Annotated in this window: 15 protein-coding genes and 1 tRNA gene; 13 read left to right on the top strand and 3 right to left on the bottom strand. The window is 58.0% G+C overall.

Annotated features, from left to right (window positions below; translation table 11 throughout):
• The first annotated feature begins 3 nt into the window (after nt 1–3).
• A complete protein-coding gene (locus AB731_RS07915; RefSeq protein ID WP_047093573.1) occupies nt 4–660 on the top strand; it encodes a 2OG-Fe(II) oxygenase family protein in 657 nt (218 codons plus the stop codon).
• Between the two features lie 38 nt (nt 661–698).
• Here the strand turns inward: AB731_RS07915 and AB731_RS07910 are convergent, their stop codons facing one another.
• Entirely contained in the window at nt 699–923 is a 225-nt protein-coding gene (locus tag AB731_RS07910; RefSeq protein WP_156172345.1) for a hypothetical protein, read from the bottom strand.
• A gap of 236 nt (nt 924–1159) precedes the next feature.
• On the opposite strand from AB731_RS07910, the gene AB731_RS07905 reads away from it, so the two are divergent.
• From AB731_RS07905 to AB731_RS07890, 4 genes are all read left to right on the top strand, one after another.
• Nucleotides 1160–2047, top strand: a complete 888-nt coding sequence (locus tag AB731_RS07905; RefSeq protein WP_047093575.1) for a fructose bisphosphate aldolase — start codon at nt 1160–1162, stop codon at nt 2045–2047.
• A gap of 10 nt (nt 2048–2057) precedes the next feature.
• On the top strand, nt 2058–2690 hold the full coding sequence (gene thiE, locus AB731_RS07900) for a thiamine phosphate synthase (protein WP_047093916.1): 633 nt from the start codon (nt 2058–2060) through the stop codon (nt 2688–2690).
• The gene (locus AB731_RS07895) at nt 2687–3271 is read left to right on the top strand and encodes a YdcF family protein (protein ID WP_052768988.1); all 585 of its coding nucleotides are present in this window, start codon (nt 2687–2689) and stop codon (nt 3269–3271) included. The genes thiE and AB731_RS07895 overlap by 4 nt, the downstream gene beginning before the upstream one ends.
• 64 nt (nt 3272–3335) lie before the next feature.
• A complete protein-coding gene (locus AB731_RS07890; RefSeq protein WP_052768989.1) occupies nt 3336–4013 on the top strand; it encodes a M23 family metallopeptidase in 678 nt (225 codons plus the stop codon).
• Nucleotides 4014–4029: 16 nt separating this feature from the next.
• Here AB731_RS07890 and AB731_RS07885 read toward each other — a convergent pair whose 3' ends face one another.
• Nucleotides 4030–4380, bottom strand: coding sequence for a hypothetical protein (locus AB731_RS07885; protein ID WP_047093919.1), 351 nt, complete (start codon nt 4378–4380; stop codon nt 4030–4032).
• Nucleotides 4381–4511: 131 nt separating this feature from the next.
• On the opposite strand from AB731_RS07885, the gene efp reads away from it, so the two are divergent.
• The 4 genes from efp to AB731_RS07865 all read left to right on the top strand — a co-directional run bounded on the left by efp (nt 4512) and on the right by AB731_RS07865 (nt 8066).
• On the top strand, nt 4512–5075 hold the full coding sequence (gene efp / locus AB731_RS07880; RefSeq protein WP_047093576.1) for an elongation factor P: 564 nt from the start codon (nt 4512–4514) through the stop codon (nt 5073–5075).
• 6 nt (nt 5076–5081) lie between these two features.
• Complete coding sequence (locus AB731_RS07875; RefSeq protein WP_047093577.1) at nt 5082–5900, top strand: inositol monophosphatase family protein; 819 nt, start codon at nt 5082–5084, stop codon at nt 5898–5900.
• Between the two features lie 91 nt (nt 5901–5991).
• A tRNA-Leu gene (locus AB731_RS07870) sits at nt 5992–6076 on the top strand.
• 226 nt (nt 6077–6302) lie between these two features.
• The gene (locus tag AB731_RS07865; RefSeq protein ID WP_173425747.1) at nt 6303–8066 is read left to right on the top strand and encodes an SLC13 family permease; all 1764 of its coding nucleotides are present in this window, start codon (nt 6303–6305) and stop codon (nt 8064–8066) included.
• Nucleotides 8067–8079: 13 nt separating this feature from the next.
• Here AB731_RS07865 and AB731_RS07860 read toward each other — a convergent pair whose 3' ends face one another.
• Nucleotides 8080–8592 carry a hypothetical protein gene (locus tag AB731_RS07860; protein ID WP_047310207.1) on the bottom strand — a complete coding sequence of 171 codons (513 nt, stop codon included), beginning with the start codon at nt 8590–8592 and terminating at the stop codon, nt 8080–8082.
• Between the two features lie 137 nt (nt 8593–8729).
• On the opposite strand from AB731_RS07860, the gene AB731_RS07855 reads away from it, so the two are divergent.
• From AB731_RS07855 to prsR, 4 genes are all read left to right on the top strand, one after another.
• Nucleotides 8730–9038 (top strand): flagellar basal body-associated FliL family protein, encoded by a 309-nt coding sequence (locus AB731_RS07855; protein WP_047093579.1) that lies wholly within the window; start codon nt 8730–8732, stop codon nt 9036–9038.
• 109 nt (nt 9039–9147) lie between these two features.
• Entirely contained in the window at nt 9148–10533 is a 1386-nt protein-coding gene (locus tag AB731_RS07850; RefSeq protein ID WP_047093580.1) for a TIGR03013 family XrtA/PEP-CTERM system glycosyltransferase, read from the top strand.
• On the top strand, nt 10533–12641 hold the full coding sequence (prsK, locus tag AB731_RS07845; protein ID WP_047093581.1) for an XrtA/PEP-CTERM system histidine kinase PrsK: 2109 nt from the start codon (nt 10533–10535) through the stop codon (nt 12639–12641). The genes AB731_RS07850 and prsK overlap by 1 nt, the downstream gene beginning before the upstream one ends.
• Nucleotides 12641–14005: a PEP-CTERM-box response regulator transcription factor gene (gene prsR / locus AB731_RS07840; protein WP_047093582.1), complete on the top strand. Its 1365-nt coding sequence runs from the start codon at nt 12641–12643 to the stop codon at nt 14003–14005. The genes prsK and prsR overlap by 1 nt, the downstream gene beginning before the upstream one ends.
• The last annotated feature ends 23 nt before the right edge of the window (nt 14006–14028 follow it).

Raw genomic sequence — 14028 nt, 5'->3', positions numbered from 1 at the left:
GCCATGGCAGAAACCCGCCATCTTTTTTCGACGCCATTCCTGATAGACCGGCTGCAAAGCGCGGCTGGCATTGGCATGCTGCGCGATGCCATCGATGCAGAAATGATGCGCGATGCGGCTGGTGTTTCGATCAGCAATCTGGGTGGCTGGCATTCCAACACTCAGATGCTGGATTGGGGCGGAGAGGCAGCCAAGGCGCTGGTCTTCAAAGCCATGACAATGGCTGACGAAGCCACGCACGATGCAAAAACTCCGCAGGCCAGGAATTTGCAGGATACCCGCTTTGGCTGGGTCCCGGAAATGTGGGCCAATGTCAGCGAAAAAGGCAATGCGAACCAGTACCATACCCATCCGGGCAGCTTCTGGTCGGCGGTTGCTTACATCGATGATGGCTATGATGGAGATGACGATCCGTCGCTTGGCGGAGAGCTGCAATTGCTGGATCCAAGAATGCCGATGATCCGCATGACTGCTCCTGATTTGCGCATGCTTGGTGCAGATGGCATGCCGCTGCCCAGCGAACTGTCCTTTCGCCCGCAAACCGGCATGATCGTGATGTTCCCCAGCTGGCTGCAGCATGCCGTACGGCCTTTTGAAGGACCAGGTACGCGGGTCTCGATAGCGATCAACCTCGTGCCGGCCATGAAGAAGCCTCACTAAACGCTTGTTCTTACAGATTAGCGATGTTCTGGATTGGGTCAGCCGGGTTTGCAGCCTGCGTCCCATTGCATCCGCACATTGCCCACTGCCGGATATCCATCCTGCGCTTTCGGCATGCGTGCGGCATGGAGCAGATTGAAGGCCATGAAGGTTGTTTTGCGCTGGGTAAACTCGTTGGCGAACGCGGCGCGCTGACTGGTAGATATCTCCGCCACCACATCCAGCAATGCATCGGTATGCGAAGGTTCTGACGGATGCTTCAATGTGGCATTGACCAGAACGGCTTTCAAACCGGAAAAGTCGTCTTCGCTGTTGTCGCATATGTTTTGCTGAGTGGCATTTTTGGGTCCTTCTGCCAGGTTGCATGACACTTCGCTGCGCCGGTCCGGCCCGTTACATTGCACAGAACTGCGGCATGGCGATATCCTGCCGGTTGCACTCACAAGGCTCGCGGCATAGGAGCCGATGCCAGAATATGAATCCGATGAGGGAGCATCGTATGAACACCGCAGAAATGACCGCAAAAATCGCCGCTGGTAACGGTTTTATCGCCGCTTTGGACCAATCAGGCGGGTCAACGCCAAAGGCCTTGCGCGGATACGGGGTTGAAGACAGCGAGTGGTCCAGTGACGAAGAGATGTTCGGCAAGATCCACGAAATGCGCAGCCGCGTGATCACTTCCCCCAGTTTTTCAAACGGCAAGGTGATCGGCGCGATTCTGTTCGAGCGGACGATGGACGGCGAAGTTGATGGTCAGTCCACTGCCGATGCACTGAAGGCGCGCGGCGTTGTGCCGTTTATCAAGGTCGATCAGGGCCTGATGGACGAGGCCGACGGCGTGCAAATGATGAAGCCGCTCGACAAGCTTCCGGCACTGCTCGAAAAATCTGTCGCCAAGGGCATGTTCGGCACCAAAATGCGTTCTGTCATCAAGTCTGCCAACCCCAAGGGCATAGCTGCGGTTGTTGCCCAGCAATTTGAAGTCGGAAACCAGATCATCGATGCTGGCCTGATGCCTATCCTTGAGCCGGAATATGACATCACGGCGACTGACCGGGTTGAGGGCGAGGAAATCCTGAAGGCGGAAATATTGAAGCACCTCGATGCGCTTCCTGATGATCGTCAGGTCATGCTGAAGCTGTCCATCCCCGCAACACCGGGACTGTATGGCGAACTGATCGATCACCCCAAAGTGTTGCAGGTGGTTGCGCTTTCGGGGGGGTATGAAACCGAGGAAGCGTGCCAAGAACTTGCGAAAAACCCCGGGATGATCGCCAGCTTCAGCCGCGCGCTTCTGCAGAACCTGCGGGCCAGTCAGAGCGATGCGGAATTTGATGCCACGCTTGGTAAGGCAATCGATTCGATTTGCGAAGCGTCAACTTGCTGATTTGCCGCCGATGACCGATTGCCAGCTTTATCTGATTTCCCCGCTCGATGTGGGCGGCGATTTTCCTGACCGGCTGGACCGGGCGCTGACTGCTGGTAAAGGGCTGGCGACTGCTTTCCAGTTCCGCGTAAAGAATGTTGATGATCATGAAGCCGCACGACTGGCCGCGCCCTTGCAGGAAATCTGTGCGGCGCATGATGTCGGCTTTGTGGTCAATGATTCGGTGACGCTGGCCAAACGTCTGAAGGCGGATGGCGTGCACCTTGGTCAAGGCGATGGGCCTGAAGGAATGCTGGACCTGCGTGATGCGCGCGAGGAACTTGGCCGAGATGTACAGATCGGAGTTACCTGCCATGCCAGCCGACATCTTGCGATGGACGCTGGCGAGGCGGGGGCTGATTATGTGGCTTTCGGTGCCTTCTTCCCCAGCAGCACCAAACCCAGCGAACACCGACCTGATCTCGAATTGCTCGAATGGTGGAGCGGTTTGTTCGAGATACCCTGCGTTGCCATCGGCGGAATCACGCCGGAAAATTGTGCGCCGCTGGTGAAGGCTGGCGTGGATTTCCTCGCCGTCAGCCATGCCGTATGGGGCGGGGACGAAGTGGCGGCAATCGAGGCTTTTGCGAAAGCGATGAAGTGAAGATAGCCCGCGCTATTGTGCCTGCCCTGATCGGGTGGGTTGGCGCGGTTGGCTATTGGATCGGTGTTGGCCCGGATGAAGCCCCCGGCGCCAGTGGAGATGTTGCCGCAGATGTCGCCATAGTGCTTGGTGCAGCGGTTTCTGGTGACACACCTTCGCCTGTATTCCGGGAACGCATCGCCCATGCGATCAATTTGCAGGAGGAGGGACGAGTCTCCCATATCCTTTTCACCGGCGGCCGCGCCGAAGGCGATGAGCTTGGAGAAAGCGAAGCAGCGATGGCCATGGCGCTGGAAGCCGGCGTGCCGGCCCAAGCCATTTTGACGGAGACAAAATCGACCACCACAATGCAAAATCTGGTGAATGCGCAATTGGTGATGCGGGACGCCGGTTTGGACAACGCGGTCATCATATCGGACCCGCTGCACATGCGCCGCGCGATGGAAATGGCGGATTCGCTCGGCATGATCGCGCAGCCCAGCGCGACGCCGACAACGCGATACCGTTCGTTTGGTGCAAAAGCGCGATTCCTCGCGCGTGAAACGTACTTCATGCATCACTTCTGGCTGTTTGGGGAATGAGCACTAGCCAAGTATCTGGGCGAACATCTGGCCAATACCATGCTCGAAGTGCTATCTGATCTCCATGGCCTCAGCGTTTGCAGAAAAACTCCAGGTGGCGGCAATCACAGCCACTCTCGTTTCGGCGGGATGGATTGTTGCAGGCGCGTTCTACCTCGACAGGGAAGAAAGCGCTCAGATTGCCAGCGAAGCGGGAGATCGCGAACCTGCCCAGCCATTGAGGCAGGCAGGCGATGTGTCCCTGCCAGCAGGTGCTAACGCCGATCTTGCGCAAGCCTCTACACACTCGGATGATGAAGCCGCGACGCTGATGATTCCGGTGATGGGTGTCAGCGCAAGCGATCTGGAAGATACGTTTTCCGATGAGCGTGGCGGCAATACACAATTGCACGAAGCGCTTGATATCGCAGCTGATACCGGCACCACGGTGGTTGCTGCTGCGCCCGGCACGATTGAGCGCATGTTTCGGTCCGATGTCGGCGGCAACACGGTTTATGTGCGCTCTGTCGATGAAGAAACAATCTATTACTATGCACATCTTGCCGCATATGCGGAGGGGCTGAATGAAGGTCAGCAGGTACGCCGGGGGCAACGGTTGGGAACTGTCGGATCGACAGGTCGGGCCGATCCAGCATCCCCGCATCTGCATTTCGAAGTGATGCGCACTACGCCCGGTGCCGAATGGTGGGAGCCGGCGACGTCGGTCAATCCTTACAATTTACTGGTTCGCCCGGCCCAGTAGCCGCGCATGGCACTGATCAACTGCTCTGGCGGATACAACGCAATCGGCTAGGCTGGCCGTTCTCTATCTTGCGCAGAAATCCGCGACTTTCGATAACATAGCTCGTCCCGTTGCGCGGTCCGCTGGTCATGGATAGCCGGTCGCCGCGGCGCAAATAGGTGCCATCGCCTTGCGGCGACGAATAGCGCGAGGCGCTTTGGATGGTGAAGCTTTCATTCGGCTGGGCTATGCCGACCGAACCGGCGGCATCTCCAGGAAGTTCGCAGGCATAATGCCCCCGCTCGATCGTACCGATTTGCCCTTGTCCGGTTGCAGAAACAGGAATTGCGGCGCTCGCAGCGATAATGGCGGCTGTGATCTTGTTCATGACAATGCCTTTAGCATGCCCCGCTTGCATCGTCATGAACATGTGATCAAAGACCCCCCGCGCTTGTATGATGCGCCGGAGCGGTCTAGGGCGCGGCGCAATCTCAAAATTTTTAGCAAACGAGCACCCCCATGAAAATCAGCGGCGTGGACATCCGTCCCGGCAACATCATCGAATATGAAGGCGGCATCTGGAAAGTTGCCAAAATTCAGCATACCCAGCCTGGCAAGGGCGGTGCCTATATGCAGGTCGAGATGAAGAACCTCATCGATGGCCGCAAAACCAACGTCCGCTTCCGCAGCGCCGATACGGTCGAAAAGGTGCGGCTGGAAACGCAGGACTACCAGTTCCTGTATGAAGATGGCGATATGCTGGTGTTCATGGATGGCGACACATTCGAACAGATCACCCTGCCAAGCGACCTTCTGGGCGATGCCCGTCCGTTCTTGCAGGATGGCATGCAGGTAAGCCTCGAACTGTGGGAAGAACGCCCGATCAGTGTGCAGCTTCCAAGTCAGATCGAAGCCGAAATTGTTGAAGCCGATGCGGTCGTCAAGGGGCAGACCGCCTCTTCCAGCTACAAACCGGCTGTGCTCGACAATGGCGTGCGGATCATGGTTCCGCCGCACATCGGGGCAGGCACACGCATTGTGGTCGATGTTTATGAGCAGACCTATGTGGGTAAGGCTGGCTGATCCGATATGGCTGCAATTTCAGGTATCATTCGCGTTATGGAAAAGGCTGCCCGCAAGGCGGGTGGCCGTTTGCGCCGCGACTTTAACGAGGTCGAGCACCTTCAGGTCAGCCAGAAGGGGCCAAGCGATTTTGTGTCCAAGGCCGATCGGGCGGCGGAACGCATCCTGTGGGATGAGCTGAAAGTTGCGCGCCCCGGCTGGGGTTTCGTGCTGGAAGAAGGCGGGATTATCGAGGGCGAGCCCGATATGCCGCGCTGGATTATCGATCCGCTCGATGGAACCAGCAATTTCCTCCATGGCATCCCCCATTTCGCCATTTCGATTGCGGTGCAGGAACCGAAACTCGGCGGCGGAGGCTGGGGCGATGTCACCGCCGGAGTCGTCTATCAGCCAATCACCGATGAGACTTTCTGGGCCGAGAAAACACGCGGTGCATGGCTGCAGGATGCGCGCCTTCGTGTTTCCGGGCGCCGTCAGCTGTCGGAAGCTTTGATTGCCACGGGTACACCCTATCAGGGCCACGGCGATTTCGGTGAGTGGGCGAAGATTTTTGCAGCTATCGGCCCGAACGTGGCCGGGATGCGTCGCTTTGGCGCCGCTTCACTGGATCTCGCATGGCTGGCCGCAGGGCGCTTCGACGGTTTCTGGGAAAGCGATCTGTCGCCGTGGGACACAGCGGCCGGGTGCCTGCTGGTGCGTGAAGCGGGCGGTTTTGTGACCGATTATCGCGGGAGGTCGCTGCCAATTTGCGATTCCCAGGTAATTGCCGCAAATGATCCGCTGCATTCCCGCCTGCACAAATTGATCGCAACTTCGCTCAAATAGCGCTGAGATAATCACGCTCAAGCAGCGAAGCGTAATCACGCGTAGACAGCGCGCGAAAGGGCCGTTAATCGGCTCACTTCCCCGCTCAGGTGCCTCTGTGGCGGAATTGGTAGACGCGCTCGACTCAAAATCGAGTTTCTCACGAAGTGCCGGTTCGAGTCCGGCCAGAGGTACCAGCGGGGAATAGCTTGCGCCGCATCGGCTATCAGGTAGTGTCCCATGCGACCCAAAGGGTTGTGAGAGATCGCACTGCCGCGCACCAGACCAAGGAGCTGGCCGAAAATGTCGATGACGCCATTCGAGCCGCCCCTAGCAAGCAAGACACTCTGGAACGTCCTGTGATGTTTTGCGAGGCCTGCCACTCTTGTGATTGAAGTCCCTCCCATACACGCCATTGCGGCGATGGCGCTTACAGTCGTCGTCTTTTATCTGTTCGTGCGCGATCGTATTTCGATCGAGATCGTATCCTTGATGGCAATCGCGATGATCGCGGTCGGCCTGTATTTCTATCCGCTGCCGGACTCGGACCCTACGGATGGCCTGGAACTCGCCTTTGCCGGCTTCGGACACTACGCCCTGATTACGATTTGCGCGCTGATGGTCATGGGGCGAGGGCTAGTGGTAACCGGGGCGCTGGAGCCTGCAGCACGGTTTATGGAGCGGGTATTCAAGATCAATCTTCAGCTTGGCCTGCTGCTGGCGCTGGTTCTGGCCTTTGTGTTGTCGATGGGGGTCAACAATACGCCGGTATTGGTGCTTCTGATCCCGATTTTCGCCACTCTGGCTTTGCGCGGCGCGATGCCCGCGTCCAAAACGCTCATGCCGCTTAACGCATCATCGCTTCTGGGCGGAATGGCGACAACCATCGGAACCTCCACCAACATTCTGGTCGTGTCCATTGCGGTGGACCTTGGGATGCCCGAAATGGGTGTGTTCCACTTCACCCCGATAGTGCTGGCTGCGTCATTGATAGCCCTGCCGTATATCTGGCTGGTTATGCCGCGCTTGTTGAAAGACAATACACCAGCAAAAGGTTTCGGACAGCGCACCTTCATCACCCGCTTGAGGGTTCCACCGACCAGCAATCTCAACGGCAAGCATTTCGATGAAGTGGTCGACATGCTGCCGGAGGATTTCCGTTTCGAGGAACGTCCGGACGGGCCATTTTCTACCGGTCAAAGGCTGAAGGTTTCCGGCACGCATGACGCGCTGGAGAATGCTGTCCGGGTCTTGCAGGGCCAGATCGCACCCGGCTGGGTTGTCGATGCCGTCCAGCGCAAAGCGCAGGCGAATGGTGACGACGTTCAGGTGGTGGAGATGGTCATCACAGCCGATTCGCGCCTGATTGGCCGTACGCTGGCAACATCGGGAATCGCTGATCGGTACGGTGTGGCGGTGCTCGGCATCCACAAGCCGGTACGTCCACTGCGATTCGACGATCCGGAAGAAATGCACGGCGAAATCCGCCTTGAAGAAGGCGATGTGCTGCTGGTGATGGGTCTCACTCCGGAGCTGAACGAATTCGCGCAGACAGACAGCGTTCTGCAATTGGAAGGCGGGCGCGAAGTGCCGCGCCGTTCCAAAGCGTGGCTCGCAGCGACCATCATGCTCGTATCAGTCGGGATGGCGTCCATAGGATTGCTGCCCATCGCGATTGCGTCTCTAGGCGGCGCGATCCTCATGTTCCTGACCGGTTGTGTAAAGTTTGACCGCGTTGGCCGAGCGTTGTCCGCGCAGGTTATCGTGCTGGTTGCCGCCAGCATTGCTATTGGGCGTTTGGTGCTGGAAAGCGGCGCGGCAGGATGGCTTGGGCAGACTTTGGCCTTGGGGCTGCAGCACTTGCCTCCGGCCGGGGTTCTGGCGGCGGTCATGCTGTTCGTGACCGTGCTCACCAATTTTGCTTCGAATGCAACGGCGGCCACCGTGGGCACGCCTATTGCGTTTGCCATCGCGACCGAGCTTGGCCTGCCGCAGGAACCGCTGATCCTGGCCGTGCTGTTTGGCTGCAATTTGTGTTATGCGACCCCGATTGCCTACCAGACCAACATGCTCATCATGGCGGAAGGGAATTACCAGTTCCGCGATTATGTCCGCACCGGCGTGCCGCTGGTTTTGATAATGGTGGTGACGTTAAGTTTCTTGCTGGTCACAACGTACCAGATGTAGCCAATCTTGCTGGTCAGCCGGGCGCATCCGCGCCAATGCCTCGCCTGCCGCTGCGCCGTGCTGACGCAGCTTCGATTGCCGCACGTTGTTCGGCATCGTTTGCGTCTGCGCCGCGCATTTGCGGCGGCAGAGCTGCTAGAAAGGCGCGATATTCAGCTTCGCTCATGCCATCGATAAATGCTTGTTCATATCCGGCAACTGCGCTGCGTCTGCCTGTTTGCGGAGGTGCAAAACTTCCCGAATTGCTGGACCGCGGGGTCACCGTGGGAGAGCCCGATATCCCGGCTTCATCGCCAAAGGTACCCTGGGTCCCCCTGTCCCGGCGTATCAGTTCCCGTGGTGTCGTGATTTCAGCGCTCGCCTGCTGAAGCCGAGCATTCTGTTCGCGCTCTTCGATGTGATTGGATACTGCGTGACGGTTATCACTGTCCGCAAACATGGCGATACCGGCCGTCAGCGAAATAGTCGCCATGGCAAAGTGCTTGTACATCTTGAGCGGGATCGGGGGTTTGGACAATTGCGCCATGAAGGGGGGCCTTACGCTGCATTTGTTAACCACCTGAGCCGTGACTTGGTTAAATCATGCTTACCATTTGCGAAAACCATCACTTCTGGAACCGCCCCGCTCATGAGCGGTTTAGCCCCGAACAAGGGAGAATTCGCATGACTGATGAACGTATTACTGAAGTGACTTCGGAATCGCCGGCCGGCAACACGCATACGCACACCACAGTCGTGCGTGATGCAGAACCATCCTCCGGCGGTAGCAAATGGGTCTTGATCCTGATTGTGCTCGTACTGGGCGCGGGCGCATTGTTCATATTCTCGCAGATGGGCGGTGCCGAGGCTGCAAAGGACAACGCCGTGGCTGAAGCGGCTGCGGACGTTGGAAATGCCGCCAATGAAGTTGGCGAAGCAGCGCAGGGTGTGGGAGATGCCGCACGCGACGCTGCGGACAACCTTTCCGAGTAAAATTTCACTCTTTTGTATAGGCGAGTGTAAAATTTACCGACATTTCACTTGTCGCCGTTAACCGAACCAGCATCCGGGGATTTTCCCGGCAAGCTGGTTCGTGTTAGCGATGATACGGTTGTTCAAACATTATATTCCCCATGCTGTGCTGCTGCTCGGCCTGCTGGACTTTGTGCTGCTGCTTGTCGCTGCAGATATGGCATGGGAACTGCGGACCTCGCAGATCGGCACGACAAGCGGACCACTGGCAGACCGCGCGTTGCTGCTGATCGGATTTGCTGTAACCACTTTGACGGCAATGATCGCAGTCGGCGTTTACGGTTCCGAGGCGCTGCGATCGATGCGCTTTGCCTGCGCGCGCCTTCTTGTTGCGGTCAGCCTCGCTATTTTGGCGCTGGCCTTCATCGATTTCGCGCTGCCTGGCACAATGTTCTGGCGATCCATACTGCTGTACGCGATGGTTTTCGCGATCGGACTGCTCATTCTTAACAGGCTGATTGTCGGCGGCATTCTGGGCACCTCGGCCTTTCGCAGGCGAGTGATGGTCTTGGGAGCCGGGCTGCGTGCGCAGCGGTTGAAGGACCTTGGCGACAAACCCGAAAGCGGATTCGTCGTGGTCGGTTATATCAACATGTCCGACAGCCAGCCGCATGTGGCAGAAGCCATTTCGCGTTCGGCCATTGCCGATATGAGTGCCCATGTCGCCAAACTTGGCGCGACCGAAGTGGTCATGGCGCTTGAAGAGCGCCGCAATGCCCTACCGCTCAAGGATCTTGTGCGGGTCAAAACGGCGGGAGTGCATGTGAACGAGTTTTCCAGCTTTCTGGAACGGGAGACAGGCCGCGTCGATCTTGACACCCTCAATCCCAGTTGGCTCATCTTCTCCGACGGATTTTCCTCTGGCAGAGCAATATCCAGTGTGGCCAAGCGCATCTTCGATATTCTCGCCAGCGGTTTGCTGCTGCTGCTCACTTTCCCTGTCATCCTGCTGTTTGCCGCAATCGTAAAGCTGGACAGCAAAGGCCCTGCCTTTTTCCGGCAGAAGCGCATTGGCCTGTATGGTGAACCGTTCGAGCTGGTGAAGCTGCGCTCCATGTGCACAGATGCGGAAAAGGATGGCGCGAAATGGGCTGAAAAGTCTGACCCGCGCATAACCCGTGTGGGCGGTTTCATCCGCAAGGTCCGCATTGATGAGCTGCCGCAAGTCTGGACCGTGCTTACCGGTCATATGAGCTTTGTCGGCCCGCGCCCCGAAGTGCCGCAATTCGTGGCGGATCTGGACGATCAGCTGCCTTATTACGCGGAACGGCATATGGTAAAACCCGGCATCACTGGCTGGGCGCAGATCAATTATCCTTACGGCGCAAGTATCGAGGATTCACGGCATAAGCTGGAATATGATCTGTATTATGCCAAAAATTATACACCCTTCCTGGATCTGTTGATCCTGCTTCAGACCTTACGCGTCGTCTTGTGGCCAGAAGGAGCGCGCTGATGGGTCTTGCCTGGGATATGTTGGTTTACCTCACTTTCCTGGCGGCCGCCGTCGCTGCGCTGGTGCTGTCTTTGTGGCTGGTGACCAACCAGCGCGGGCAGGGACCCGCAATCAGCGCGAGTGCCACGGCGCTTGGACTGGGCGCCGTCTGGAGCTTCGCTGTGGCGGGTTTTGGGCGCGACAGCCTTATTGCAGAACTGCTTTTGGTGACCAGCAATCTGGGTTGGCTATGGATGCTCTACCGCCTGTTCAGTCACGATGATCGTTATAAGAGCCTCGGTCCTATCCGTCCGGTGGTCGGTGCGCTGGCATTTGTAGAACTGATGCAGTTCGCACTGTTTGCGGCACGGCTGCAATATGCCACGCAGCCTGACGCACAAGTGCTGATCCTGCAATTTGCTTTCACCTTCCGTCTGCTGCTGTGCGTTGGCGCGCTCGTACTGGTGCACAATCTTTATGTAGGGGCATCGCAGCAGGCGCGGTTAAGTCTGCGCTGGCCGGCGGCGGCGCTGGGCGCGATCTTCCTGTACGATCTGAATTTCTACACCATCGCTTATCTCGGCAATGGTGTTCCTACCCTGCTGGCAGAGCTGCGTTCGGCCGTCATGCTGACTGCTGTAGGATTGTTGGCGATCGGCATGTTGCGCAATGAAAGGGAAATGCGCTTCCAGCCTTCGCGCAGCTTTGCCTTCCAATCATTCTCTCTGCTGCTGATAGGCGGCTATCTTATCGTTATGGTCGTGGTGGCGCAGGGCCTTTCCTATGTCGGCAGCGACTATGGCCGGATTTTGCAGACAGGCTTTGTCGTGCTCGCCAGTGTTGCTGCGCTATTGGTCCTTCCGTCCAGCCGTCTGCGGGGCTGGCTGCGCGTGACCGTTTCCAAGAACCTGTTTCAGCACCGGTATGATTATCGGTCCGAATGGCTGCGCTTTACCGATACAATCGGGCGTGCCGGGCCGCAGGCTGCGCCTTTGCTGGAGCGCGCGGTGCAAGCCGTTGCCGACATTACCGACAGCCCTTCTGGAATGCTGTTTACGCCGCTCGAGGATGGCGGCCTATCGCTGGCGGCGCGCTGGCAATGCCCGGAAACGGACGTGCCCGGCGAGGCGATCCCGATCGAGGGTGCGCGCTTTTTTGAACAGAGCCAGTTCATCCTTGATCTCGACGATATTCGCAAAGGCAGTGAGAGCGGCGTGCCGGCAAAGGCGGCACCTGAATGGCTGCTGGCGGATGAGCGTAACTGGGCGATGGTTCCCCTGTTGCATTACGAACGACTTGTCGGCGTGGTTCTGCTTGCCAGGCCACCTTTGGCGCGCCAGCTTGACTGGGAGGATTTCGATCTGCTGCGCATCATCGGCCGCCAATTGGCCAGCTATCTTGCCGAACAAACCAGCCAGGATGCTCTTGGTGAAGCGCAGCGGTTTGACGAATTCAACCGCCGCATTGCGTTTGTCATGCATGACATCAAGAATCTTGCGAGCCAGATTTCGCTGCTGGCAAAGAACGCCGAGAAGCATTCGGAAAATCCCGAATTTCGTGCAGACATGATCCTGACCTTGCGCAATTCGACCGATAAACTGACTGCGCTGCTCGCGCGCCTCGGACGTTACGGCAGCATGGGTGGCAAGGAGCGCGACGATATCGAGCTTGGCAGCATGCTCATGAAAATCGCCGCGCAATATTCGGCGCGTCATGAAGTCACGCTGGTCCATAATGAAAACTGCCGGATCAAGGGCGATGCAGAAGCGCTGGAGCAGGCACTGGTGCATCTGATCCAGAACGCAGTCGAGGCGAGCGACGCAAATGCGCCCGTGTTCCTCGATTTGCGGCAGGAACCCGGCAACGCCGTGCTCGAAGTGCTGGATTCCGGCGCAGGCATGTCACCTGAATTCATCCGAACCCGGCTGTTCAAGCCGTTCCAGTCATCCAAGCAGGGCGGGTTTGGCATCGGTGCCTACGAGGCGCGGGAACTGATCCGTGCGATGGGCGGCAGGCTTGATGTTGAATCGCGCGAAGGGCTGGGCACCCGCTTCATCCTGCGCCTACCCCTTAGCGAAACGAGCGATCTGATCACTGCAATGCACAATGCCAAGAAAGAGGTGGCGTAATGGCCGATCAAAAACCCAAATTGCTTATCGTCGAGGACGATGCAGGTCTGCAGGCTCAGCTGAAATGGGCCTACGAGGATTTTGATGTCGTCATCGTGGGCGACCGCGCCAGCGCTATCGCCGCCTTGCGGGCTGAGGAGCCTCCTGTCGTAACGCTGGATCTTGGCCTACCGCCTGATCCGGACGGAACGACCGAAGGCTTCGCCGTTCTGGACGAGATCATGGCATTGAAGCCGGATACGAAGGTCATCGTGGCATCGGGCCATGGCGCCCGCGAAAGCGCGCTGAACGCAATCGAGCGCGGGGCATATGATTTCTACCAGAAACCGGTCGATATCGAGCAGCTTGGCTTGATCGTGCGCCGGGCTTTCAACCTACACCGGATCGAGCAGGAAAACCGCGCGCTTGCAGCGAAGGCAGGCGATGGCAACACCGTGCTTGGCGGGCTGATCACCTCGGCACCGGAAATGGTCAAGGTCGCGCGCACGATCGAGCGCGTGGCAGACACCAACGTTTCCGTGATGCTACTGGGCGGCAGTGGTACGGGCAAGGAATTGCTGGCGAAAGGCCTGCATGATGCAAGCAATCGCAGCGGCGGCAATTTCGTTGCCATCAACTGCGCAGCTATCCCTGAAAATCTGCTGGAAAGTGAGCTTTTCGGCCATGAGAAGGGCGCGTTTACCGGCGCAGTAAAAACCACCGAAGGCAAGATCGAAATGGCCGACGGCGGCACGCTTTTCCTGGACGAGGTCGGCGACATCCCGCTGCCGCTTCAGGTCAAATTGTTGCGCTTCTTGCAGGAACGCACGATCGAGCGGATCGGCGGGCGCAAGTCGATTGCGGTGGATACGCGGATCGTCTGCGCGACCCATCAGGATCTTGAAGCAATGATTGCGGCCCAGTCCTTTCGAGAGGATCTGTTCTACCGCCTTGCCGAAGTTGTCGTGAAAATTCCATCGCTGGCGGAGCGACCGGGCGATGCGACGCTGCTGGCAAAGGCATTCCTCAAAAGGTTCGCAAGCGAAATGAACCCGAGCATCACCGGCTTTGCGCCCGATGCACTTGCGGTTATCGACGGGTGGGGTTGGCCCGGCAATGTGCGCGAGCTTGAAAACCGCGTGAAGCGGGCCGTGATCATGGCAGAAGGCAAGCTGATCGGCTCCGACGATCTTGATCTCGGGGATGGCGAGGAGGAGGATTCAAAGGCACTCAATTTGAAGAGCGCCCGGGAAAAATCCGATCGCAAGGTCATCCGCCATGCGCTTGCCCGCAGCGAAGGCAATATCTCCAGCACGGCCAAGATGCTCGGGATCAGCCGGCCGACACTGTATGATTTGCTGAAGCAATACGACTTGCACACCTGACCGCAGCCCTGCACAGGGCGCGG

This window comes from Aurantiacibacter marinus (genome assembly GCF_001021555.1).
Taxonomy (GTDB): Bacteria; Pseudomonadota; Alphaproteobacteria; order Sphingomonadales; family Sphingomonadaceae; genus Alteraurantiacibacter; species Alteraurantiacibacter marinus.
This window is presented reverse-complemented; position numbering and strand designations above follow the sequence as displayed.